Annotated in this window: 21 protein-coding genes; 8 read left to right on the top strand and 13 right to left on the bottom strand. The window is 64.0% G+C overall.

Annotation, left to right across the window (positions count from 1 at the left end):
* The first annotated feature begins 38 nt into the window (after nucleotides 1-38).
* The 3 genes from J9314_RS15155 (at nucleotide 39) to J9314_RS15165 (ending at nucleotide 3,878) form a co-directional block, all read left to right on the top strand.
* Entirely contained in the window at nucleotides 39-674 is a 636-nt protein-coding gene (locus J9314_RS15155) for a GntR family transcriptional regulator (RefSeq protein WP_210603172.1), read from the top strand.
* 310 nt (nucleotides 675-984) lie between these two features.
* On the top strand, nucleotides 985-1,995 hold the full coding sequence (locus J9314_RS15160; protein ID WP_210603173.1) for an aldo/keto reductase family protein: 1,011 nt from the start codon (nucleotides 985-987) through the stop codon (nucleotides 1,993-1,995).
* Nucleotides 1,996-2,435: 440 nt separating this feature from the next.
* Nucleotides 2,436-3,878: an MDR family MFS transporter gene (locus J9314_RS15165; protein ID WP_210603174.1), complete on the top strand. Its 1,443-nt coding sequence runs from the start codon at nucleotides 2,436-2,438 to the stop codon at nucleotides 3,876-3,878.
* Nucleotides 3,879-3,903: 25 nt separating this feature from the next.
* Here the strand turns inward: J9314_RS15165 and J9314_RS15170 are convergent, their stop codons facing one another.
* The 3 genes from J9314_RS15170 to J9314_RS15180 form a co-directional block, all read right to left on the bottom strand.
* Nucleotides 3,904-4,932, bottom strand: coding sequence for a LacI family DNA-binding transcriptional regulator (locus J9314_RS15170; RefSeq protein WP_281412338.1), 1,029 nt, complete (start codon nucleotides 4,930-4,932; stop codon nucleotides 3,904-3,906).
* A 193-nt stretch (nucleotides 4,933-5,125) separates the two neighbouring features.
* Nucleotides 5,126-6,787, bottom strand: a complete 1,662-nt coding sequence (locus J9314_RS15175) for a TIGR03767 family metallophosphoesterase (RefSeq protein ID WP_210603176.1) — start codon at nucleotides 6,785-6,787, stop codon at nucleotides 5,126-5,128.
* Nucleotides 6,780-8,057, bottom strand: a complete 1,278-nt coding sequence (locus J9314_RS15180; protein WP_210603177.1) for an MFS transporter — start codon at nucleotides 8,055-8,057, stop codon at nucleotides 6,780-6,782. Before J9314_RS15180 ends, J9314_RS15175 begins: the two co-directional genes overlap by 8 nt.
* Nucleotides 8,058-8,333: 276 nt before the next feature.
* Between J9314_RS15180 and J9314_RS15185 the strand changes: the two genes are divergently transcribed.
* Nucleotides 8,334-8,933, top strand: coding sequence for a histidine phosphatase family protein (locus J9314_RS15185; RefSeq protein WP_246490421.1), 600 nt, complete (start codon nucleotides 8,334-8,336; stop codon nucleotides 8,931-8,933).
* Between the two features lie 88 nt (nucleotides 8,934-9,021).
* Here the strand turns inward: J9314_RS15185 and J9314_RS15190 are convergent, their stop codons facing one another.
* The gene (locus J9314_RS15190) at nucleotides 9,022-9,510 is read right to left on the bottom strand and encodes an SRPBCC domain-containing protein (RefSeq protein WP_210603178.1); all 489 of its coding nucleotides are present in this window, start codon (nucleotides 9,508-9,510) and stop codon (nucleotides 9,022-9,024) included.
* Between the two features lie 46 nt (nucleotides 9,511-9,556).
* On the opposite strand from J9314_RS15190, the gene J9314_RS15195 reads away from it, so the two are divergent.
* A complete protein-coding gene (locus J9314_RS15195) occupies nucleotides 9,557-9,883 on the top strand; it encodes an ArsR/SmtB family transcription factor (RefSeq protein ID WP_246490422.1) in 327 nt (108 codons plus the stop codon).
* Between the two features lie 17 nt (nucleotides 9,884-9,900).
* On the opposite strand, the gene J9314_RS15200 is transcribed toward J9314_RS15195, so the two are convergent.
* Nucleotides 9,901-11,130 carry an MFS transporter gene (locus J9314_RS15200; protein ID WP_210603180.1) on the bottom strand — a complete coding sequence of 410 codons (1,230 nt, stop codon included), beginning with the start codon at nucleotides 11,128-11,130 and terminating at the stop codon, nucleotides 9,901-9,903.
* Nucleotides 11,131-11,241: 111 nt separating this feature from the next.
* On the opposite strand from J9314_RS15200, the gene J9314_RS15205 reads away from it, so the two are divergent.
* On the top strand, nucleotides 11,242-11,793 hold the full coding sequence (locus J9314_RS15205; protein WP_210603181.1) for a hypothetical protein: 552 nt from the start codon (nucleotides 11,242-11,244) through the stop codon (nucleotides 11,791-11,793).
* A 50-nt stretch (nucleotides 11,794-11,843) separates the two neighbouring features.
* Here the strand turns inward: J9314_RS15205 and J9314_RS15210 are convergent, their stop codons facing one another.
* The 6 genes from J9314_RS15210 to aztD all read right to left on the bottom strand — a co-directional run bounded on the left by J9314_RS15210 (nucleotide 11,844) and on the right by aztD (nucleotide 19,653).
* Nucleotides 11,844-12,287 (bottom strand): NUDIX hydrolase, encoded by a 444-nt coding sequence (locus J9314_RS15210; protein WP_210603182.1) that lies wholly within the window; start codon nucleotides 12,285-12,287, stop codon nucleotides 11,844-11,846.
* A complete protein-coding gene (locus tag J9314_RS15215; RefSeq protein WP_210603183.1) occupies nucleotides 12,284-12,904 on the bottom strand; it encodes a DNA-3-methyladenine glycosylase I in 621 nt (206 codons plus the stop codon). Before J9314_RS15215 ends, J9314_RS15210 begins: the two co-directional genes overlap by 4 nt.
* A complete protein-coding gene (betT, locus tag J9314_RS15220; protein ID WP_210603184.1) occupies nucleotides 12,905-14,977 on the bottom strand; it encodes a choline BCCT transporter BetT in 2,073 nt (690 codons plus the stop codon).
* A gap of 294 nt (nucleotides 14,978-15,271) precedes the next feature.
* Nucleotides 15,272-16,651 (bottom strand): short-chain fatty acid transporter, encoded by a 1,380-nt coding sequence (locus J9314_RS15225; RefSeq protein ID WP_210603185.1) that lies wholly within the window; start codon nucleotides 16,649-16,651, stop codon nucleotides 15,272-15,274.
* 110 nt (nucleotides 16,652-16,761) lie between these two features.
* On the bottom strand, nucleotides 16,762-18,144 hold the full coding sequence (locus J9314_RS15230) for an NAD-dependent succinate-semialdehyde dehydrogenase (protein WP_210603186.1): 1,383 nt from the start codon (nucleotides 18,142-18,144) through the stop codon (nucleotides 16,762-16,764).
* Between the two features lie 228 nt (nucleotides 18,145-18,372).
* The gene (gene aztD / locus J9314_RS15235) at nucleotides 18,373-19,653 is read right to left on the bottom strand and encodes a zinc metallochaperone AztD (protein ID WP_210603187.1); all 1,281 of its coding nucleotides are present in this window, start codon (nucleotides 19,651-19,653) and stop codon (nucleotides 18,373-18,375) included.
* 279 nt (nucleotides 19,654-19,932) lie between these two features.
* Here aztD and J9314_RS15240 point away from each other — a divergent pair, with 279 nt between their 5' ends.
* Nucleotides 19,933-20,286 carry a nuclear transport factor 2 family protein gene (locus tag J9314_RS15240; protein ID WP_181272919.1) on the top strand — a complete coding sequence of 118 codons (354 nt, stop codon included), beginning with the start codon at nucleotides 19,933-19,935 and terminating at the stop codon, nucleotides 20,284-20,286.
* A gap of 90 nt (nucleotides 20,287-20,376) precedes the next feature.
* On the opposite strand, the gene J9314_RS15245 is transcribed toward J9314_RS15240, so the two are convergent.
* Nucleotides 20,377-21,297 (bottom strand): 3-hydroxyacyl-CoA dehydrogenase NAD-binding domain-containing protein, encoded by a 921-nt coding sequence (locus tag J9314_RS15245; protein WP_210603188.1) that lies wholly within the window; start codon nucleotides 21,295-21,297, stop codon nucleotides 20,377-20,379.
* A 109-nt stretch (nucleotides 21,298-21,406) separates the two neighbouring features.
* Between J9314_RS15245 and J9314_RS15250 the strand changes: the two genes are divergently transcribed.
* The gene (locus J9314_RS15250; protein WP_210603189.1) at nucleotides 21,407-22,270 is read left to right on the top strand and encodes a hypothetical protein; all 864 of its coding nucleotides are present in this window, start codon (nucleotides 21,407-21,409) and stop codon (nucleotides 22,268-22,270) included.
* 214 nt (nucleotides 22,271-22,484) lie between these two features.
* Here the strand turns inward: J9314_RS15250 and J9314_RS15255 are convergent, their stop codons facing one another.
* A complete protein-coding gene (locus J9314_RS15255; RefSeq protein ID WP_210603190.1) occupies nucleotides 22,485-24,116 on the bottom strand; it encodes a long-chain-fatty-acid--CoA ligase in 1,632 nt (543 codons plus the stop codon).
* Nucleotides 24,117-24,279 lie beyond the last annotated feature (163 nt).

Raw genomic sequence — 24,279 nt, forward strand, 5'->3', positions numbered from 1 at the left:
AATGGAACGCCGGCGAGCGCGACAGGGAGGATGAGGATATGAGCACACGTGAAGGCGGCACCAGCGCGGCCGAGCACGCCTACCAGCAGATCCGTCGGCAGATCCTCAACGGTACGCATGTGCCGGGAACCATGCTCGGCGAGGCAGCACTGGCCGCCGAACTCGAGGTCAGTCGGACGCCGGTGCGCGTGGCACTGGCACGGCTGCAGGATGAGGGGTGGATCCACATCTATCCCAAGCGCGGGGCGATCGTGCAAGGCGTGGACGAACGGACGATTGCCGAACTCGCCGATGCCCGCTTCGTCCTCGAGACCACCGGCGTCGACCGCGCACCCGAGGCCCTGCGGCAGCAGCTGGCCGACCGACTCGACGCGCTTATCGAGAAGCAGCGCGAGGCGTTCGATGCCGGAGACATCGCGACCTTCATCGACCTCACGCTCGAGTTCCATCGCGGCTTCGTCGAATCCAGCGGCAATTCTGTGCTCATCGAACTCTACGGGCAGCTGTCCGACCGGCACCGCTTCATCCTCTTCACTTCCCGCGACCGGCTGCTGGCCCGGTGGGAGGAGATCATCGCCGAGCATGTGGCGCTGACCGACCACCTGCGCAGCGGCAACACGGAGGCCTTCTCTCAGGTCCTGCGGGGTCACATCGCCGAGGTGGCCGCGCCGTAGTCTGTCCAAGCCACCTCGGCTTGGAATGGTGACGGCCAATCTCATCGGGGCCTTCGTTATGGTCGGACCTGTCGTCCTCGCGGCGGCGGTCTGCGAATCACGATCGTCAGCCGCGACACCAGGCAAACGAATCTTGCGGCTGCGACTCGTCGAACAGTCGGCCACCGCGCTTCCGCACCACACTGTTGAGAAATCTCCTCAAGCTCGGACTCCCCTGGGTCCTCGGGCATGCGGCCTGTGTACGCCCTCGCTTCGGTGAGTACATCATAACTCCTTCCCACCTCTTGACCAGCAGACGTAGGCTGGAGACATGGAGCACAGATATCTGGGAAACAGCGGCCTGAAGATCTCCGAAATCACCTACGGAAACTGGCTCACGCACGGTTCCCAGGTCGAAAACGACACGGCGACGAAATGCGTCCATGCCGCACTCGACGCCGGCATCTCGACCTTCGACACCGCCGACGTCTACGCGAACACCGTGGCCGAACAGGTCCTCGGCGATGCTTTGAAAGGTCAGCGGCGTGAGTCGCTCGAGATCTTCACGAAGGTCTACTTCCCCACCGGCCCGAAGGGTCACAACGACACCGGCCTGTCCCGCAAGCACATGATGGAGTCGATCAACGGCTCGCTCAAGCGACTCGGCACCGACTACGTCGACCTCTACCAAGCGCACCGATATGACTACGAGACTCCACTCGAGGAGACGATGCAGGCGTTCGCGGACATTGTCCGTGCCGGCAAGGCCCTCTACATCGGCGTCAGCGAGTGGAACGCCGACCAGCTCCGTGCCGCCCACCACCTGGCACAGGACCTCGGCATCCAGCTGATTTCGAATCAGCCGCAGTACAACATGCTCTGGCGAGTCATCGAGTCCCGGGTTGTGCCCACGTCGAAGGAACTCGGCATCTCCCAGATCGTCTGGTCACCGATCGCCCAGGGTGTGCTGACCGGCAAGTACAAGGTCGGACAGCCGCTGCCCGAAGGTTCGCGTGCCACCGACGAGGAGGGCGGCGGCGCTGACATCATCAAGAACCGCTATCTCAACGACACCACGCTGACTGCGGTCGCGAAGCTCGAACCCATCACCGCCGACCTCGGACTGACAATGGCGCAGCTCGCTGTCGCCTGGGTGCTCGCCAATGACAACGTCGCCACCGCATTGGTCGGCGCTTCGCGCCCCGAACAGATCACCTCGAACGCCGAAGCCGCCGGGGTCACCCTCGACGCCGAGGTGCTCGCCCGCATCGACGACGTCCTCGGCGACCTGCCCGAGACGGACCCGTCGAAGACCCGCTCCCCGGAGACCCGCCTGACCTGACGATTCCTCGACCGCGTCGCCGTTCAGCGGTGCTCGAGGGACGGCTCCGCCTGAAAGACCTATCCCTCGCCCGCTGATTGCTTCCCAGTAGTGGAGGGGCATTTCTCGGTCGATCCAAGGTGCTATCAGCGCTGAAAACACCGCGGATCGACCTGCAAATTCCAGTCGAGCGTGGCCCCGCGAGTACTCCCGCTGTTCGGTGATCGTCTCACCGGTCGACTGATAGACGCCCGCATGGACGACCGGTGTCTGCGCGCGGTCGCGTTGATGAAATCACACTCCCCCGGAGCGACCTCGGTCGGGTGCGTGCGTTAAACTGCATGAAGAAGTTATATAACTTGGGAATCGAAATTCTCGGCGCAACGGCGTGCTGAAACAGCGCACTGCCCGAGGCGGATTGCCGCTGAATAGCGGTTCTCAGCAGACGAACGGGTGAAGGGATGGCATTGACGAACGCAGACACCAGCCGGCAGGAATCGCCAGAGGGCGCCCCGATCAACCGGAATCTCGTCCTCGCCGTGCTCGTGTCCGGCGCCTTCGTCATCATCCTCAATCAGACGCTGCTCAATACCGCGCTGCCGCACTTCATGAGCTACTTCGACATCACCTCTGGCGCCGCCCAGTGGGTGACGACGAGCTTCATGCTCGTCAACGGCATCATGATCCCGGTGACCGCGTTCCTCATCCAGAAGTTCACCACCCGCGGACTGTTCTTCACTGCGATGGGCCTGTTCATCATCGGCACACTCATCTGCGCGATCGCACCTGTCTATCCCGTGATGCTCATCGGACGCGTCATCCAGGCCTCGGCCGGCGGCATCATCATGCCGCTGATGCAGACGATCCTGTTCGCGATCTTCCCCGTCGAGAAGCGCGGATCGGCGATGGGCACCTTCGGGCTCGTCATCGCGTTCGCCCCGGCGATCGGGCCGAGCCTGTCGGGCTGGATCGTCGACCACATGCCGTGGCAGGTCCTGTTCTACATGATGCTGCCCATCGCGATCATCGACCTCGCCATCGCCTACTTCCTGCTCAAGAACGTCACCGAGCGGACCTTCCCCCGTCTCGACGTGCTCTCGATCATCCTCTCCACGCTCGGCTTCGGCGGCCTGCTCTTCGGCTTCGGCACCGCCGGCGATGCCGGGTGGGTCAGCGCCGAGGTGCTCATCCCCCTCGTCGTCGGCGCAGTGTCGCTGACGTTCTTCATCCTGCGCCAGTTCAAGCTCGAGCAGCCGATCCTCGAGTTCCGCATCCTCCGCTACCGCATGTTCACCCTCAACACCCTGCTGGGCATGTGCGTGTTCATCGTCATGGTCGGCGGCATGATGGTCCTGCCGCTGTACATGCAGAACATGAACACCTTCTCCGCCATGGAATCCGGACTGGCTCTGCTGCCGGGCGCTGCGGTGATGGGCCTGATGTCACCGGTGACCGGACGAGTCTTCGATGCGATCGGTGCGAAGTGGCTGGCCGTCGCCGGCTTCACACTGCTCACGGGCACGACCTTCATGTTCGCCCGTCTGGATCCGGACACCTCATTCGTGTACCTCGCCGTCGTCAACACCGTCCGCATGTTCGGTGTGGCAATGGTGATGATGCCGGTGACCACGGCGGCGCTCAACCAGCTGCCCTCACACCTCATCCCTCACGGCACGGCCCTGAACAACACGATGCGACAGATCGCCGCCTCCGTCGGCACTGCGGCCCTGGTGACAGTCATGGTCTCCGCCGCACGGGATCCGCAGACCTACGGAGTGGCCGGGCTTGTCCACGGCGCGAACGTCGCATTCTTCGTCGCCGCCTGTGTCGGCGTCCTCGGCATCATCGGAGCGTTCTTCATCAAGAACTCCCATGGGCTCGAGCCGAAGAAGGCGACTCACTGAGGCCTTCTGTGGGCCGGCACCGTACTCACGATTCGATCGGAGGTCCGGTCGAGCCTCGCACGATGAGTTCGACGTGCTCTCGATGGTTTCCGAGTCCGGGTTCGGTGAGTCGTCGATAGGCCTGCCGTCCCATCTCGCGAAGGTCCACCCGAATCGTCGTCAGCGCCGGGGACAGCAGGGCCGAGGTCGCCAGATCGTCGTGGCCGACCACTGAGATGTCGCGACCGACCGACAGACCCTGACGATGAATCGCATGGTAGACGTGGGCCGCCGTGTGATCTGAATTGGTGATGATTGCCGTCGGACGCTCGGCAGCCGGTAACGCGAAGACGTCGGACAGATGTTCGGTGAGTCCGTCTCCTCGCAATGAGGCGTAGATGGGGTGGGGCCTGACGTGATGCTCAGAGCACAGTTGCAGGTAGCGTGCGGTCCGATCGCCGTCTGGCATGAGCTGCGGCGGTGCGGACAACAGTGCAATCCGGGTGTGCCCCAGTTCGCGGAGGTGGTTGAAAGCGAGGTCCACCGCTGTCTCATCGTCCGGAGTCACATGGGGGACGTCTGGTGCGGCTGCAAGCCGCGCATTGACGATGGCCAACGGTGCTGACGGCTGCAGCTGCCGCCACAGTCGGACCGTGGACGCGTCGCCGACTGGAACGATGGCCAATCCGGCGGTGCGTCGAGAAGCCAGCGAACGAACGTGTGCTTCTTCGCGCTCTGCGTCGAATTGCGAGTCCATAGCGAGGATCGAGACCCCGTCGCCTTCTGCATTCTCCTGCATGCCCATGAGGATTTCGTTGAAGAACGGGTTGGCGACGTTTCTCACCACTAGACCCATCATCGCCGCCTTGCCTGTCCGCAGTTCGCGGGCGCGGGGATCCGGCTGATAACCGAGGTCTGCGGCAACGCTGCGGATGTGCTTCCTCGTCGACTCGGAGACTCCCGGACGTTCGTTGAAGACGAAACTGACGAGAGATGGTGACACTCCTGCGGCCTCGGCGACTGTCCGGACCGTGGGTCGACGGTTCGGAATTCCGCTGTCGTTGTATGGGTCCATCCGTCACCTGCCTCGCTCAATCTGTCGGTCTCTCGCAGTTCGTCCACGGCTCTGGTTCAATTCGCCGACTGCCGACGATTCCCATTGTCCCGGAATCTTGACTGCGAGCTTCTCAGCCAGCTGGCAGGTGCTGACTTGACCGGATCACTCGAGCCTTAAGCCGCCTTCGACCGGTTCGCTCCAGGCGCTGGCCTCAGCGCTCCGCCCCAAAAGATCTCAGATTGGTGAGAAGCTCACTCGAGACCGAGACCAGGAGATCTTGATTGCGATCGGCAACGGTGCCTTCGGCGTACAGCCCACCGACAGAACCATCGTCGTTGGCAGCGATCTCCCGATGCAGGGACGCGAGATCCTCGAGGCTCAGGGTTCCGTCCGGCGTCGCCGGCGCTTGGGAATCGACCATCGTCGCCCGCAGCCGGACCGCCGACGCACCTGCCGAGATCTCGATGCCGCGGAATTGCACCGGCCATTCTGCGATGGAGCCCGTCGAGACTTCCCAGAATCCGCCGCTGATACCCGGCCGAGGGGTGATGCTGTTCACGTGGGTATGTCCCGACAGCCACAGGGCCACATTGTCGAAACGATGCAGGAGCCTTTCGACCTCGTCGGCGAGGTACAGCTTTCCGCGTCGGTCTTCGCCTGTCTCCGAGTCTGCTCCGTAGTCGTTGGTCATCGTGGAGAGCCCGTGATGCGACGCAATGACGACCAACCGGTCGCCCCCGCGTCCTTTGACCATCTCGCCGCTCTCCGAATGATACGAGGTATGGACCTCGACGAGCCGCTCTTCCAGCCATTCGAACTGTCGCTGATCCACACACCCGTCGACGTGCCCGGCGATATTGGTAGTGTCCAGAACGATCATTCTCACTCCGGGAAGTTCGTCGTAGACGTAGTATGCGCGACCGGTTGATCTGTTGTCCTCGGTGAATCCGTGTCCCTGGGGAGAACCGGCGGCGCAGAGATGCCTGTCGACATACTCGGCTTTCGACACCATCCGTCGCTCAGAATCACGCTCTATGGGATGACTCGCCCCTTGGGAGATCCATGTCGGGTCCTCGACGTATGCAGAGAGTTTGTCTCCAGGCGGAGCGGCATTCTCTGCCACACCCACGGGCTTAGCCTGACCGGTGAGGAACTCATCGTATCCGCTCGGCTCGGCAGAACGTCCCTGCACCAGGCAGTCGTGGTTGCCGAAACAGCTCAGCCAGGGAAGACTCAGGCCCTCACCGTCGAACGGTTCGGCAGACGCCGCCAACGCTCCAGCATGTGTCGGCAGCCCCTTCGTCCTCTTCCACTGATCATGTGACGAAGGCTCGGGGTTGTAGTAGTTCTCATCGCCCAGGCCCACCGGCGCATCGCTGAAGCCACGTGTGCCAGCTGCCGGCTCGATCGTGCCGCCTGCCAGATAGGAGAGGAACGCGTCGAGCTCGTTCGACTGCGCCGAATCCGTGTTGTCCCCTGTTGTCAGAGCGATGTCCCATCGTCCCGGATCCCCAGAGACGAGTCCGTTGATGCTGCGCACTGTCATTTCGATCGCATGGGCCAGGAGAAACTCCTGCGGCCGGTATGCGGGAAGCATGCGCGCCCATTCCGGTTGCCCTTCACGCCGTTGGAGGAACTCCACTCGACTTGGCGAGGCAAGGTCCGCGATCTGGAAATCAGTGAAGTGCACCAGCCCTGCAAGCCGGACTTCTTCGTCGGCAGGATCTTCGTCTGGCATCGCAGGCACCAGATCGGTGCGCACGATGTGCTGCTCACCGGCACTCCGGCGGAGTCGACGATACGTTTCGGCGCTGTCGGGAACCAGCGTCGTTTCGACTGTGGTCATCACCTTGGAGTCACGACGTTCAGGCATTGGCAGGCACCTCGAAGTTGATCTCCTCCAGGCTGCGGTTCTTCGTCTCCGGTGCCATGAACAGGCAGATCAGCAAGCCCGCGGCGCCGACAGCGGCAAACACCCAGAGTGCCGCGTTGTTCCCCCACGCGGCCACGAGGTTGGGGAAGGCCAGCACGCCCAGGATCGATCCGATGCGGCTCACCGAGGTCGCCAGTCCGGAGCCTGTTGCTCGCAGTGACGTGGGGAACAGTTCAGTGGGGTAGACGAAGTTGAGGATGCCTCCGCCGGAGTTGGCGAAGAGTACAGCGATGCTGAAGAGGACGACGAGGAACCCGAAACTCGGTCCGATGACAGAGGCCAACACGATGAGCGCCACAGTGAGACCGGCGAAAGAGGTGATGATGAGAGGACGCCGACCCCAGTTGTCGACGAGGTTCATACCGATGATGGAACCGGCGAGTCCGAGAAGTGCAACCACTCCGGATCCGATGATCACGCTGACGTGGGAACCGTTGGTGAACGGTTCCAAAATCGTCGGCGTGTACATCGAGATGCCGTAATAAGCGGTGGCGTAGCAGAACCAGAATCCGCAGACGAACAGGGTCCGCCGGCGCTGGACACCGACGAAGAGCTTGGACGATTCACCCGGCTTAGGCTGGTCGCTTTCGGTGAGCTCAGCCTCGGTCGGTCGTACGCCGGTGACCTTTTCGACGACATTCTTCGCGTCCTCAGTTCGGCCGTGAGCAAGGAGCCAGCGAGGCGACTCGGGTAGCTGCACGCGGAAGATGAAGACGATGAGCGCGAAGAACGCCCCCACCAGCAAGAGGGCGCGCCAAGCGTTGTCCCCCAGTGGCAGCACAGCCAAGCCGACCAGATATGCGGCGACGGCTCCGACGAACCACATTGCACCGAGCGACGTGGAGAGTTTCCCGCGTCCCTTCTTGGAGGCGAATTCGGACACTATGGTCGCAGATATGGGATAGTCGGCACCGATTCCGATGCCGAGCAGGAATCGGAAGATGATGAGCTGCCAGACATCTTGGGAGAATGCAGTCAGCGCCGCAAACACTACGAAGGCGAGCAAGTCGATGACGTACATCGCCTTGCGGCCGAAACGATCAGTGAGATTGCCGAGTACGGCAGCACCGATGAAAGAGCCGATGATCGCCGAACTGGTGATGAGGGACTTCTCGCCCGCACTGACATCCCATTCGTTTGCAATCATCGGCAGGGCCACAGCAATGACCGTCAGGTCGAATCCGTCAAGGAAAGTGCCGCCTGCAGACAAGACGGTCACCTTCCGTTGAAACCGTTTCGTCTGCGGACTCTCGAAGCCGTCGAAGTTCATGATCCGCCCTCTCTCGGTGGTGGAAGACCGCCAAATAGGTGTTCGTCAGAAGTCTTGGAATCTCGGGGTTTAAATCGATTTAAACGCTACACTGGCTGTTGCGCGCCACACAATAGAATCGGTGTCTCAGATCCAATCGACTCCTGACCTTCATTTGGGAGTCATATGTGGCCGCAGAATGTTCACGTATCAGTCACGAAAGGACCGCAGGCTGCTGTGACCGACATCCTCAACAACCACCACACACGACTGTGGGGACTCCGCCACGGAGAAAGTCGAGCAAACGTCGAGCAGATCGTTGTCAGCCGCCCGGGCCCTCGCGCTTTCGACTGGGCGTCACTGACGGATCTAGGCAGGCAACAAGTAGAAGAGACCTCCCGTGTCAATCATTTACCCTCGGACACGCTTCTGATCACCAGTGATTTTGCGCGCGCCTACGAAACTGCTCAGATAGCAGCTGAGGCTTGGGGAGCCCATCTTCCACGTATCGACTCGCGTCTGCGCGAGAGAGATTTCGGCTCCCTGGAAGACGGCCCGGCAGCTCGATATGACGAGGTGTGGACAGCAGATTTCAAAAACGGAGGTTGGCCTGACGGGGTGGAGACTCCGCAACACGTTGCCGCGCGGATTCGCGCGCTCGTTGAGTCACTGATCGACGACCCCGAAGGCGATGCATCTGAAATTGTCCTCGTGGCACATGGGGACGTATTGCAGATCGCCGAAGCTTGGCTGAGGGGCCTCGATCCGTCACAGCATCGTTCGCTCCCTCACCTCCTCAACGCCGAGCTTCGCCTACTCACTCCGAACAGGGCATAAGTTCGAAGAACTCGGCGATGACCCTTGGGCTCAAGGTCGCAGATTCGCCCTCATCGCGTTCAGTGATTCGGCATGAAGGCGAATCAGCTCACTTGTAGAAGCCCTCGCGCAGATTGATGCCGTGCTCGACCCACACTTTGAGGGCCGCGAGCATCCCGGTCCAGCCCATGCAGTTGCCGAAGGCACCCTCGGATCCCCCGCGGGTGAGCTTCCACGACTTCTCGGTGATCGTCACGAGAGTGCGCGCACCCTCGTCGACGGGGGTGAACTCGAAGGTCGTCGTCGTGCTCGGCTCGACCGACTGATCGGATCCCTCCCACCGGATGACGATCTTCTCATCCTGCACGGCCTCGACGACCTCGACGGGAAAGCGACCCGGGAAGTCCGCGAAGTCCCAGCTGACCTCGGCACCGGTCTCCAGCCGGCCGCGCGCACCGCCGGTGGTGAAGTAGTGCGAGAGCTGCGCGGGATCGGCGACAGCCTCATAGGTCTCGTGCGGAGCCTTCGACACATACCCGGTCACCGTGAAGGACAGCTCCTCGAGTGGTCGTCTCTCAGCGTTCTTCTCATCATTCATGTGATATTTTTACCACATGTCGGGTCAGGAAGGAACAGATCAGCCTATGCCGAATGCAGATGCGGATGAGCGCGACGATGCCGTATTCAAGGCCTTGGCGAATCCCACCCGCCGACGCATTCTTGACCTCGTCCGCACGGGCCCGCTCTCGACAGGCGAGGTCTGCGAGGCATTCCCGGACCTCGATCGCACGACCGTCCTCCAACACATCCGCGTCCTCGAAGGCGCCGAGCTCCTCACCGGCCGCAAGGAAGGCAGAACCCGCCAGCTGGCCCTTGCTCCCCTGCCGATCAAACGCATCCACGACCGCTGGATCGATGACTACACGCGCGCAGCCGTCGGCCTACTGGCCCGATTGGACGACGAGACCTGAGCGATGCCTCGGAGCCTTCAGCCCGCGCCGCTCCGCCGGCTCTGCAGCGTCCGCGCGATCCATGACAGCGCACCGGCCAGCAGCAGGAGCAGCGCACAGAGCAGGAATGTCGAGGACGACCCGAGGTAGGTGAAGCCGAGTCCGCCGAGCACGCCGGCGACGGCCAGTCCGACGTCGAAGTTCATGTTCCAGGCGACACTGGCCCGGCTGGGCGTGCTCACCGAGGCGAAGGCCATCACCAGGCTCGCCGACTGCATCGTGCCCAATCCCAGACCGATGATGATCATCGCCGCGAACAGGGACCCGCCGTAGAGGACGACGGCGCAGACCAGGCCGATCGCGGCCACAGCGAGACCGAGGACGTTGAGAGCGAAGGGCGGGAAGCGGTCGGCGACGGCTCCGGCCACGAAGCGTCCGATCACCGCCGACACCTGCATGGCCGCGATGAACAGGGCCGCACCGGCGACCTCCTCGCCCGGCCCGAATCCGATGATGAGACCGAAGACGATCATGCCGACGAGGAACGGCGAGAGCATGAGGACGAGCCCGAGCGCCTCCCCGGCCCGCCGACGGACCCGCCGCAGCCGCTGTCGTTCGTTCCGTCCGGAGCGGATGTCGACATCGATATCGACGTCAGACCTGCCGGCCTCGCCCTTCCTCCGCCGAGGCTGCCGACCGGGTACGAACCTGATGGCCGTGGGCACGGCGAGCAGGAGGCACGCACAGACGATGATGCGGAAGGTCCAGAGGGGAATCGTCTCGACCAGCCACAGCCCCAGCGGGGCTCCGACCGCAGATGCCAGAGAGGTGATTCCGCCGAAGAATCCCAGTGCTTTGCCGATACGTCCCGGCGCGGTGGTCCCGGGCACTGCCGCATTGGCCAGGACCACGAAGAGCCCGAAGCCGATGCCTCCGGACAGGCCCGCGAGGACGAGCCCCACCAGGACGGGAGTGACGAAGAGTCCGAGGAGCTGGCCGAGCAGCTGCAGGACGATGGCGAAGAGCAGCGCTCCCTTGAAGCCGAAGGCACGACCTGCCCAGGGCGCGAACGGCTGAGCGGCGATGACTCCGATCATCATCGTCGTGAGCACGGAGCCGCCGGTGACGGTCGAGAGCCCGCCCGCCGCGGCGATGGAGACCATCGTGGAATAGCTGAAGAAGAAAGCGGAGAACCCGAACATCCCCGTCCAGACCAGCCCCAACAACGCAGGCGTGTAGGTCCGTCGGTCGTGTGGTTCGGTGCTCATAATCCGAGGTTACGACATCGCAACCGACCCGGCTGACGCGCCCATCGGTTCCACGCCTGCGAGCAAGGCAGTGTTCACCTGCAGGTCAGACTCACCGCCTACCATCGGCTCATGAACTCTGCGAAGCTGAACCGCACTGCTCCCAGCGGCACCGTCGACACGGCATTCGTCCTCAAGTACGAACCCCTCTACGTCCTCACCGACGTCGAATCGGACCTCTTCAGCTCGATCGGACCGAAGGTGGTGACTCGGGAGTCCTACAAGCGCAAACACTTCCTCAAGGTCGCCGAGTGGAAGGCAGTCGGCGTTCTGCCGCGGCTGGAGTCCATCGATTCCGGGGATATCGACTTCGTCACCGGCGCCGCTCTCGACGACGGCACTCCCAACCACCTGCGGCTGCCGCTGCTGCAGATCCTGCCCGGGGTGGGTGTTCCGCTGGCCAGCACATTGCTGACCGTGTTCAATCCGAAGAAGTTCTCCATCATGGACACCCGTTCCCTGTCCGTGCTGTACGACTACGACCTCGTACCCACGGACAACCCGACGAGCATGGACTATCAGACCTACCGCAAGCTCATGAAGTCCCTGGCCAAGGGCGCGAACTGCGCCCCGATCGACCTCTACCGAGCTCTCATCGCCTATTCGCGACAGTCAGAGGACTGACGCCCGAACGACAGCAGCGCTTCCAGTCCTCAGTCTCACAGGACGCGCTCTCACCCGGCGAGCCGCCCGGTCGCCTGCAGTGCGGGGATAACCTCGTTGCGGGTCAGCGGCGCGAACTGACGTTGCTCAGTGTCCTCGGGCAGTGGGTCGATGGGGAACCATCCGGCCTCGGCGATCTCGGCGAGATGGGCGATGTCCTCGATGTCGAGTTCCTCGGGCAGACCGTCGTAGCAGAACACATCGCCGATGACGCGATGGTCGGCTTCGTTGGCCGCCTCGGCCGTGAACGTACCCAGGGCCCGGAGCCGGTCCGCACTGAGCCCGAGCCCGAGCTCTTCGGCGATCTCTCTGATGATGGTCTCCTCGGCGGTCTCCTCCGCTTCGGGTTTTCCGCCGGGGAGCATGAACGAGGTGGTGCCCGCCTTGCGGACCATGAGCAGATCGCCCCGGTGCGGGTGGAGGAGGACCAGAGCGGAGACGCAGATGTCGTTCATGCCGGCCACACTCCGGAGGCACCTCGGCGGTGGGAGTCGAGCAAGTGGGTATCGACCATTCCGATCGCCTCCATGAGTGCGTACATCGTGGTGGGTCCGACGAAGCGGAACCCTCGCTTCTTCAGTGCTTTCGACAGCGCCACGGATTCGGGACCCGTCGTCGGAATCTCGACCAGGGTTCGTGGCCGAGGCGTCTCGGCCGGCTGGAACGACCAGAGGAACTCGTCGAGCCCACCGTCCTCGCGCAGCTCGATCACACGCGCGGCGTTGTTGATGCAGGCCTCGATCTTGCCGCGGTGACGGATGATTCCGGCGTCGCGGAGCAGTTCCTCGATCTCGGGCTCGCCGAACCGGGCAACGGCCTCAGGGTCGAAGCCGGCGAAGACCTCACGGAAGCGATCCCGTTTCTTCAGGATCGTCAGCCACGACAGTCCGGCCTGGAACCCTTCGAGGCTCATGCGTTCGAACAATCCCGCCTCATCGTGGATGGGCAGGCCCCATTCTGTGTCGTAGTAGCTCAGGAGTGCCGGGTCACCGTAGGCCCAGGGCGTGCGGGACAGCCCATCGTCTCCGACGACCGCCCCGCCGCCCCCGAGCGAATCCGATTCTTCGTCCATTCAGTCCTCGCCGTGGGCGATGTTCTCCTGCAGCTGCAGGAACTCGACGTGACGTTCGTACTTATCGAGCACGTCGTCGATGATCTGCTCTTTCGAGTAGCCCATGATGTCGTAGCCCTGACCGGTGCCGCCGTCGAGGTAGACCTCCATCCGGTAGTAGTCCTGACCGGTGCCGCGCGGGACGATGCCGCCGAACGAGGGCACGCTGACCTTGTGCGGCCACACCTGGTACCGGAACGGGAACTCGCCTTCCCCGTCGACCTCGAACTCGATGAGTTCGCCGTCCTCGACGAACACACCTTCGTTGTCCACCCGACCACAGCGGGACCCGATGCCTCTGCCTTCCATCTCTTCGGCCACCTCGGTGAGGGTGGGGATGAGGACATCGTCGGAGAAGGCCTTCGCACGGGATTTGTTCGGGAAGGACAGCACCCGGCCGAGCTGCCGCTGCCAGGTCTCGTTGCCGGGACCGCGGGAGCGGCGGGCCAGGGAGGCAGGTAGGCTCGTGTCAACGCTTTCGACTCGATGCGCCTCGACCCGCAGAGCCTTGTACAAGCCGATCATCACGAGAATGACGACGAAGGCGAACGGCAGCCCCATGATGACAGTGGCGTTCTGCAGCGCACCGACACCGCCGACGATGAGCATGGCGATCGTCAGAGCTCCGGTGGCAACGGCCCAGAAGATCCGCAGACCCGGACGACCGTCATCCTGCGGGGTCGGCAGACGCGAAGACAGGTTGGCCATGACCAGAGCCGCGGAGTCAGCAGTCGTGACGTAGAAGAGCAGCGCTGTCACCGTGGCCAGTGCGGCGATGACGAAGAACCCGGGATAGTTCGACAGCAGCTCGTAGAAGCCGCCCTCCGGGTTGAGCATGGTCCGCTCGCCGAAGTCTTTGTCTCCGCTGCGGATGAGGTCGAGCGCTGAGTTTCCGTAGATCGAGATCCACATGATGATGTAGAGGAACGGGATCGTCAGGGTGCCCAGGACGAACTGCCGGATCGTCCGACCGCGGGAGATGCGGGCGAGGAACAGGCCGACGAACGAGGCGAAGGCGATCCACCAGGCCCAGAAGAACAGGGTCCAATCCGTCATCCATGTTCCGGTGTCCTCGAAGGCGAAGGTCTGGCCGACCATGTTCGGGAACAGTCGGACGACATCGACGATGTTGAGTACGAAGGCGTTGAGCAGGAACTGCGTGTTGCCCGCGATGAGAACCCAGAGGCTCAGGGCGACAGCGAGGAACACATTGAGCAGAGACAGGAACTTGATGCCTTTGTCGACGCCGGAGACTGCGGACAGGGTGGCCACGGCCACACCGATGACGACGATGCCGATCTGCGCGCCCGTCGAGATCGGCAGACCGAGGACGGTGCTGAGGCCGGTGTTGACCATGACGACGCCGATGCCCAATGAGGTGGCAACGCCGAAGACGGTGCCGAGGAGCGCGGCGAAGTCGACAGTGTCTCCCAACCCGCCCTTGACGCGCTTGCCGAAGATCGGCGCCAGTGCCGAACGGATCGCCAGGGGCATGTTCATCCGGTAGGCGAAGTACGCCAGGGCCATCCCCATCAGTGCGTAGAGGCCCCAACCGCTGAGGCCGTAGTGGAACAGCGTCCACGCTGTGGCTTCACGGGCGGCGTCGACGGTCTCGGCTTCGGTGGAGGGCGGTGCAAGGTATTGGGTGACGGGCTCGGAGACGGCGAAGAACATGAGGTCCGTGCTGATGCCGGCGGCGAAGAGCATCGAGGCCCATGCCATGAGACCGAATTCGGGCTTCGAATGTTCGGGGCCCAGCTTGATCGTTCCATATTTCGACGCGGCCAGATAGATGACGAAGACGAGGACGACCGCGACGAGGAGGACGTAGAACCAGCCGAACCAGTCGGAGGTCCATCCGACGACGGCACCGAGGACCGCCTCGGCGTTGGTGGGAGCGATCAGGGCCCACACCGTGATTGCAAGCGTCCCCAAGGCCGCAGCGATGAATACCGGCTTGTTGACGGGAGGGAGAACAGGCTTCTCCTTTTTCTTCTTCGGCGGCTCTGAGGAGATGTCCGCTGTAGCTGTCATCTGATCGCTCCTTCGTCGGACGAGGTTGCGTCCTGGCATCTGCGCTCGATCAGGTGTCTGCACACTGTCGAGCCTGGCTGACCGCATATCTGCGGTGCGTCGAGTGGCACACTCCCAACGTCCCGGTCATGGGGCGGGGGGCCAACCATGCAGGCTACCATATCGTAGCCGCGGGTAACCTCCCAGGGGAAGGACGGCGAGGATCTCGGAAGGGAACAGGACAACTTGCCACCGGAGCGGCTCGCGGGCGAGGCGGTTGCCGACCGTGGCAGTGCGGAGGGAGGTGCGGATGGTTCACAGCGACACAAGGAAGAGTGCCAGCGCCATCACCACCCCGGAGGCGAGGAAGGTGATGAATGTGTAGCCGAGGATGTCGCGCATCTTCAGCCCTGCGATCGCGAGCACCGGCAGGGCCCAGAACGGCTGCAGCATGTTCGTCCACTGGTCGCCGTAGGACACGGCCATGATCGCAATCGACGGGTCGACGCCGAGCTGGTTGGCCGCATCGAGCATGATCGGCCCCTGAACGGCGAACTGTCCGCCGCCGGAGGGTACGAAGAAGTTGACGAGGCCGGCTGAGAGCAGCGCCAGCACACCGAACGAGGCAGGGTTGGCGATCGAGACGAAGGCGTCGGAGAACACGGCGATGAGCCCGGTGGACGACATGATGCCGAGGATGCCGGCATAGAGCGGGAACTGCAGCAGGATCTCGCCGACGTTCGAGGCGGCTTCCTTCGTCAGGTGAATGAGTTCGAAGGGATTGCGCACGAGCAGGAGGATGAGGGCGAGGAACGACCAGTTGACGATGTCCAGGGTCAGTCCCCCACCCTGGGCGAAGTGCATGACCAGGTAGATCACGAGCGCGAGACCGACGACGAGGGTGAGGATGCGTGAGGCGTCGATGCGGTCGGCGGGAGTGACGACCTCCTCGTCGACGTGGGACTGCTTCTCCGACGTCACCGAGGCGGGGAGTTCGTAGACCGGTGCGCCGGGTTTGGGTGCGAGGAGGAGGAAGAGGAGACCGCAGACGACGATGACGCCGAGGATCGCGAGCAGGTTCCAGCCGGCGAAGATCGTCTCGGACACCGGCAGCGTCTTCCCACCGAGGGAGTCGGCGAGGAAGGAGTCCGGCGTGGCCGCGGTCAGCGGACCCGACCCCGAATAGCCCATGTGCCAGACGACGAACCCCGAATAGCCCGCGGCCACGAGCAGTGGGAAGTGGACCTTGATTCCGCGCTCGCGTGACTGCACGGCGATCTCGCGGGCGAGCAGGGCGCCGACGACGAGACCGAGGCCCCAGGTGATGAGGCTGGCGATTGCGGCGACGACGAAGACGAAGACGTAGGCGAAGGTCGCGTTGCCGGGCACTCGGGCGAGCCACGCCAGGAGCTTCCGCACAGGGCCGGTATTGGCGAGGATGTGCCCGAGCAGGAGGATGAGGCACATCTGTGTCATGAACTCGAGCAGCCCGGCCAGTCCCTCGCCCCAGCCGGTGACCACCTCGGCGGGACCGGCATCGGTGAGGATGAGCGCGAGGACCGCGACGATGAGGGTGAGCACGATGGCGAAGGTCAGTGCCGACGGTATCCATTGCTCGAGGAATCGGTTGATCGGACGCATGATCCCTTTTGAGGCTGCGGCATTGACCTGGGTCGACGGCTTCGGTGCCGACATGGGAGACCTCCCGCTGAGAGTTCGCTGTGTGCGATCTCAGCATACAATCAGGGCGCTGCCCTCGGTAGAGAGCAGCGCCCTGAGCGGTGCGCGGACGCGCGGTGGTGGTCTCAGTCCTGCTTGTAGACGAGCTGCTTGTTGACGAACTCGTCCATGGCCAGCGGTCCGAGCTCGCGTCCGACGCCTGAGCGCTTGACGCCGCCGAAGGGCAGGAACTCCCGCGTTCCCTCGGGGGCGTTGAGGAAGACCATGCCCGAATCGATCTGCGATCCGACGCGTTCGGCCCGTTCGATGTCGCCGGAGAACACGGCGGCGCCGAGGCCGAACGGGGTGTCGTTGGCCAGTTCGACGGCCTCTTCCTCGGTGCCGACCTTGTAGACGATGACGGCGGGGCCGAAGAGCTCCTCGTAGTAGCCGCGCATGCCCTTTTCGACTCCGGTGAGCACGACGGGTTCGACGTAGGCGCCGCCGCCGTCGTACTTCTTGCCGCCGGCCAGCAGGGTCGCACCCTGGCTGACGGTGTCCTGGACCTGCTCGATGAAGCGGTCAGCTGCGGCCACCGACGACAGCGGGGACAGGCGGGCGCCGTCCTCACCCGGCGTTGCGGGGGTGCGCTTCTTGGCCTCCTCGGTGATGGAGGAGACGAAGTCGTCGTAGAGGTCGTCCATGACGATCATCCGCTTGGGCGAGTTGCAGGCCTGGCCGGTGTTGCCCATGCGGGTGTCGAAGAAGGTCTTCGCGGACTCCTTGACGTCGGCGGAGTCGAGGAGGATGTAGGGGTCGGATCCGCCGAGTTCGAGCACGACCTTCTTGAGGTTCTTGCCCGCCTCGGCAGCCACGGCGGCCCCGGCACGTTCGGAACCGGTCAGCGAGACTCCGTGGTTGCGCGGGTCGGGCAGGATGATGTCGGCGACCTGTTCGTTGCTCGCGTAGATGTTGATGTACGCGCCCTCGGGCAGGCCGGCGTCGATGAAGATCTCCTCCATGATCTGGGCCGAGCGGGGGCACTGCGGTGCGTGCTTGAGCAGGATCGTGTTGCCGAGAGCCAGGTTCGGGGCGGCGAAGCGGGCGACCTGGTAGTAGGGGAAGTTCCACGGCATGATGCCCAGCAGCGAGCCGACGGGCTTGCGGCGGATCATGGCGGTGGCGTCCTTCGGTCCGCGCAGCGGCTCATCGGCCATGAACGACTCGGCGTTGTCGGCGAAGTACTTGTAGATGAGGCTGCACAGGCCGACCTCGCCCTTGCCTTCGGGCACGGCCTTGCCCATTTCGAGCCTGATGACCTCGGCGAGCTCTTCGGCGCGTTCGGAGTAGATCTCGGCGACGCGGGCGAGGACCTTCGCCCGTTCGGCCACGGTGGTCCGGCTCCACTCGGTGAAGGTCGTCGCCGAACGGTCGAGGGCGGCGAGGATCTCGGAATCGGTGGCGGTGGCGAATTCTTCGGCGACTTCGCCGGTCGCCGGGTTGGTCACACGGTATGCGGTGGTGGTCATGGCTGTCCTCGTTTCGAATCGGGGTTGTGCCTCGGTCACCTCCAACCTATGACCGAATCCCGGCGTCGGCAATGCACATCTCACCTCCCGGGCGAGTTCTTGAGCATCTTGTCAGCGGGCGCCGAGGTGGTGCTCCCGACGCCCGCCGACACCGACGTGGTGCTTCAGCCGGCTTCGGGCCCGCCGGGGTGAGTACCGGCGGGACCGATCACCTGCCGAGGCGGTCATTCAGCCGGCGACTCCGGTGAGTTCGTTCGTCGCGTGCGGCAGCTTCTTGCTGGCCATCACCTCGCCGTCGTCGAGGTCGACGATGTGGATGCTCTGCTTCGCCGGGTCGCTGACGTACGCGACCTCACCTTGGACGAAGAGCGTCGGCCGGGCCTTCTGCCATTCGACCGGCTCCTTCCACTTGTCGATGACGGGGTACTCATCGGTCACCTCGGCGCTTTCGGGGTCGATGATTGTCAGCGTCCCGTCCGTGGTCAGCACGATTCCCTCCCCTTCGGGGCCGCGGCCGAGCGAGCGGAAGCTGTAGGAGGCGCCGAGGTCGACGAGCGAGAGCGTGCCGTCCTTCGTGTCGGTCACGCTCACCTTCTCGGGACGTTCGAGTTCGGCGTCCTTGTCGACCTTGTAGTCGCCGAGGACGTAGCGGGAGTCGTCGCTGCCGGCCTGGTTGCCGATGCGCCCGTAGTCATCGGGAGCGTCGACCTTGTCGAACTTACCGTCCTTGTAGAGCAGGATCCCGTCTTCGCAGCCGAGTGCAATCGTTTCGTCCTTGGCCGCTGCTTCTCCGTGGACGCCGGGGCAGTCCTCGCTGTGGGCGATCTCCTTGCCGTCCTTGTCCACGACCTTCGCCCCGGACCGCTCGTCCTCGGTGCCGACTGTGTGCAAGGTGGATCCGTCGTCGAGGCGGACGGCGACTCCGTGATGGGGCTCGTCGGCCTCGGTGACCTCGGGTTTCGGGGCGTCGGCGAAGTCGTCGGTGTCGAAGGTCTGGATCTTGCCGTCCCCGTCGCCGAAGAGCACAGTCGATCCGCCGTGGGTGACCACGTGTCCGGGCAGCTCGGTGTCGAAGACGGTGTCGGTGAGGACGGGGTCGGCCGCATAGCTGTGGGTGTGATCGCCGTGCGGCTGCGTCCAGACACCGGCGTCGAAGAGGCGGAATCCGTCGGCCACGGAGACCATGAGATGACGGTCATCGCCGACCGGGTTGAGGCGGTTGAAGCCGTCGAGCTTCGTATCGTCGATGACCTCGAGGGTCGTCGCGTCGAGCGTCATGATCCCACCGTCATAGGTGGTCACGAGTCGCGGCTGGGAGCCGGCGACTTCCTGAGCATGACCGTCGCCGGACTTCTCCCCGTCCTTGCCTTCGCTTCCGGCCTCCGCGGTCTTCTCCTCCTGCCCGACGGCATCGTAGTCGGTGTCATCGTCGCCGGGCTGGCAGCCGCCGAGCAGCAGCGCCGAGGCGACCACCGCCGATCCGAGCATCGCCTGGTGTGGTTTCATCATTCCGGTTCTCTTTCTAGTGAGAATCATTATCTTTAGCAGATCGATATTAACCCGATGCGGTGGTGAGATGCGAAACCAGCGCCGACGGCACGGCGGCGACGGCACGGCGTTGGCGGCACGGCGTTAGTGGCACTGCGTCGGTGGCGCGGGGGCGGTGACACTGCGCCGGTGGCATGGGGACGGCGGGCACGGGGACGGCAATGACGGAGCGGCGGGCCGCCTCGGCGATACTCTTCACTGCGGTGAGTGTGTGTCACGGGTCACTGCTACGGTAAGACCATGGCCAGTGTGACTGAACTCGTGAAGCGCTACTACACCACCGTCGATGCCGGGGATGCGGACGCCACCTCGGCGCTGTTCTCAGCCGACGCCAGCTATGACCGCCCCGGATACCCGACGATGCTCGGGCAGCAGATCACCGATTTTTACCACGGCGAGCGCGTCATCGAATCCGGTGCGCACTCACTGCAGGAGATCCTCGTCGAAGGCGACCGCGCCTCCAGTCGAGGCGTGTTCAACGGTCGGCTCAAGGACGGATCGGAGACCTCGGTGGGCTTCGCCGACTTCTTCCTCTTCGACACCGAGGGCCTCATTGCCGAACGGACGACGTACTTCTACCAGGCAGCGGTCTGAGGCTCAGCACGTTCTGAATGTGGGTCACAAACGGACATTTCTGAGCCCGGAAAGTATCCGATAGTGACCTATATTTGGGTCCGCTGCGCCTCAGACGTCTTGGCCGCGGGCTTCGAGCACCGCGCGCTGGATCCGATCGCGGACCTCGGCGGCCTGCGGTGTCGGGGTCGGCCCATAAGCCTGTTCGACCTGATCGAAGACCTCGCCCATGGCTGATGGGTCGACGTCGACGGGCAGGTCCTCGATCGCGGCGAAGGCCGGACCGATGTGGTCCATGAAGCCGCGGATGCCTGCCCGTCCCCCGCCGAAGTGCATGCCTTCGAACTGCCCGACAGCCGACCAGCGCAGACCCAGCGAATTCTTCATCACCGTGTCAAGATCCGGGGCCGAGATCACGCCGTTCTGCACGAGCGCGATCGCCTCCTTCATCAGCGCATTCTGCAGCCGATTGCCGACGAACCCGCGGATCTCCTGCTTCAGCACCACCGGCTCGCGCCCGCAGCTGCGGTAGAACGCGACCGCCGCGTCGATGGCCGCGCGTGAGGTCGCCGGTGCGGGAACCACCTCGACGAGCGGCATGAGATGCGGCGGATTGAACGGGTGTCCGACGATCACCCGTGCCGCAGCAGCCGCGTCGAGGTGCTCGGCGATGAACGAGGCCGGGATCGTCGACGAAGACGTCGCGAACACGGCATCGGCAGGGGCCGCCTCGGCGATCTGGGCGAACAGCTCCGGCTTCGCATCCGGATCCTCCGGCCCGGACTCCTGCACGAAGGACACCCCGGCGACGGCCGACGCGGCCGAATCGGCAGCCTCGATGCTGCCGATCTGCGCGGCCGACTCATTCTGCGACGATGCGGCGGACGTGACTTCGGCCTGGAGTGAGGAGACCACCTCGGCGAGGTCATCGCGAGGATCGAAGACCCGTACGGTGTACCCGCTGCGGGCGAAGAGGAAGGCGAACGAGCGGCCGATGGTTCCGGCCCCGATGACAGCGACAGAAGAACTCATGCGTCCAGGCTATACCTGGGCGCGAGGCCGCGGGACGCCTGTCGACCTGTGCCCGAAACGTTGCCGTGTGCGCCCGGTCGCGGCTTCGCTTCGGTGGCACAATGTCACCATGAGCGCGAATGCAGAACTGAGAACAGTGGACTCGGAGATCATCGCCCTGGCGGAAGACGAATTCGCCGCCGCGGCCGAGACCGCAGGAATCGAGGTGCGCGAGATCCACACCGCCGAGGAGGCGGCTCGGGCCTCGCTGCTGCTTGACGAGGTCTGGAGCGTCGACGAGACCGGTTCGACCGTGTTCGAACCCAGCCTCATCATCGCCTTCGCCCACGCCGGCAACTACGTCTCCGCCGCCTACAGCGTCGATGACCCGGGCGAGATGATCGGCGTGACCATCGGCTTCTTCGGCCAGCCCCTGGGTACCGTCATGCATTCGCACATCGCCGGCGTGCGTCACCAGGTCATCGGCCGCGGAGCCGGTTCGGCGATGAAACTGCACCAGCGCCTGTGGTGTCTCAACCTCGGCATCACGGAGATGACCTGGACCTTCGATCCGCTGGTCGCCCGCAATGCCTACTTCAACTTCCAGCGCCTCGGCGTCGGCATGGTCGAATACCTCGAGGACTTCTATGGCCAGATGCGCGATGGGGTGAACTCCGGGCAGGCCAGCGACCGGATGATGGTGTCCTGGCCGCTCGACCGTCCGGCGCGTGCGGCGATCGCCGATGCCGGTTCGGCCTTCCCCTGCCTTCGCGCCGATGACGACGGCGAGCCCCTGCTCAGCGAAGTGCCGAAGGAGACCGAGGTCGTCTCGCTCGACTTCCCCTCCGACATCGAGGACCTGCGCGGTCAGGATGCTGAGCTGGCCGGTCGCTGGCGCATGGCGCTGCGGACCTCGCTGACCGGCCTGGTCGGCGACGGTTGGGTCGTCGACACCTGCCTCAAGGGCGGCACCTACCTGCTCCACCATCCCTGAGCAGGGCAGCTGGCACTTATTCCACCAGCCTCTTCCTCGAGACAACGCTGGAGCGCCGAGACCACTGTGCACACACAGCGTTGTCTCGGCGCTCTATCGTTGTCTCGGCTGAATGAGCTCATCAGCCCAGCTAAGCCAACTCACCAGCCGGCTCAATCAGCCCAGCCCAACCCAATCGGCCCTAATCAGCCCAGCCCAATCAGACGAGCTCAGCTCACTTCTCGTCCCACTCCTTGCGCAGCAGCTTCTTGTCCAGTTTGCCCACCGAGGTGCGCGGCAGCTCGTCGACGACGTTGACCTCATCGGGCATCTGCCACTTCGCGAACCGCTCACCAAGCGTTTCGATGATGTCTTCGCGGGTCACCTCGGCGCCGTCATTGGCCACGACGTAGGCCACGGGGCGCTCGTCCCATTTCGCGTCGGGAACGCCGATGACGGCCGCCTCTTTGACGTTCGGGTTGTCGAGGATGCCGTTCTCCATGTCGATCGAGGAGATCCACTCGCCGCCGGACTTGATGACGTCCTTGAGACGGTCGGTGATCTTGAGGTAGCCGAACTCATCGATGACGCCGACGTCGCCCGACCGCCACCAGCCGTCGAGGAACCGCTCGGAGTTGTCCGGCAGCTGGTAATACGACTCGGTGATCCAGGGTCCGCGCATGAGGATCTCGCCCATCGACTTCCCGTCGCGCGGCAGCTCCTCGCCGGTGGGATCGACGATCTTGAGCTCGACTCCGATGATCGGCAGACCCTGCGAACGCTTGAGGTCCCAACGCTCCTCCTCGTCCAGGTCCATGCCCGGCTTGAGCTTCCAGTTCGTCGTGGCCAACGGGGTCGTCTCGGTGGCACCGTAGCCATGGATCACCTCGGCGCCGGTGATCTCCTTGAACCCGCGCATCATCGACAGCGGCGGCTCCGAGGACCCGGACACGAGACGAACCCCGCTGAGGTCGGGCGGCTGCGGCATGTTCTTCATCATCGCCAGCATCGGGGCGAAGATCGCCGGTGCACCGTTGGCCAGGGTGACGCCCTCTTCGATGAAGGCCTGACCGATCGCGCCGAATTCCTCGGCCGCGAACTTGCCCGGCAGCACGAGCTTGGCACCGGCGGCCACCGCGTTCTGCGGGAAGCCCCACGACAGGACGTGGAACATCGGGGTGATGGGCATGACGCAGTCGTCGAAGTCGGCGTGGAGTGCCGCGAGCCCGCCCATGGTGTGCAGGTAGATCGAGCGGTGCGAGTAGTAGACACCCTTCGGCCGGCCCGTGGTGCCGGTGGTGTAGCCGGCGTAGGCGGCGGTCTTCTCCTCGACGACGGGCCAGTCGTATGTCTCAGGCTTGTCGGCGATGAGGTCTTCGTAGAAGACGACGTTGTTCAGGCTCGTCTCGATCTCGGACGAGGGTTTGTCGGTCATGACGACCCAGCCCTTGACGTCGAGCTTCGGGGCGAGCGCCTCGGCGACGTGGAGGAGCGATTCGTCGACGAAGATCCAGTCGGACTTCGAATGGCTGACGACGTAGGCGAGATCCTCGGGCGCCAGGCGCAGGTTGAGCTGGAGCATGGTGGCGGCGACGCCGGGGACGGAGAAGTAGAGTTCGAGGTGGCGGCGGGAGTTCCAGTCGATGACGCCGACCATGGAGCCGGCACCGACGCCGAGTTCATCGAGGCCGTGTGCCAGCTGCGCCATGCGCTTGAATTCCTCGGCGTAGTTCGACCTGCCCCACGATCCGTCGGAGCGGCGGTAGACGACTTCGGACTGGCCGAACACGGTGGCCGCATGCCTGATGAGGGTGGTGGTGTTGAGCTGGTAGCTGTCGCCGAGGGTGGATGGGATGCCAGTGAGCATGAGACTCCTTCGTTCGTGCTTGGCTGCGGGCGAACCGCTTGGTTCGTCTGCAGCGGGTGGTCGTTGCCGTCAGACTATCGGCTCAGGTGAGGCCGATCACATCCGAAGCGGCAGGTGTTATCAATCAGAGACCCGACGCCGAGGTGGGGCCGGGGATTTCGCC

It is taken from the genome of Brevibacterium oceani (genome assembly GCF_017948325.1).
Taxonomy (GTDB): Bacteria; Actinomycetota; Actinomycetes; order Actinomycetales; family Brevibacteriaceae; genus Brevibacterium; species Brevibacterium oceani.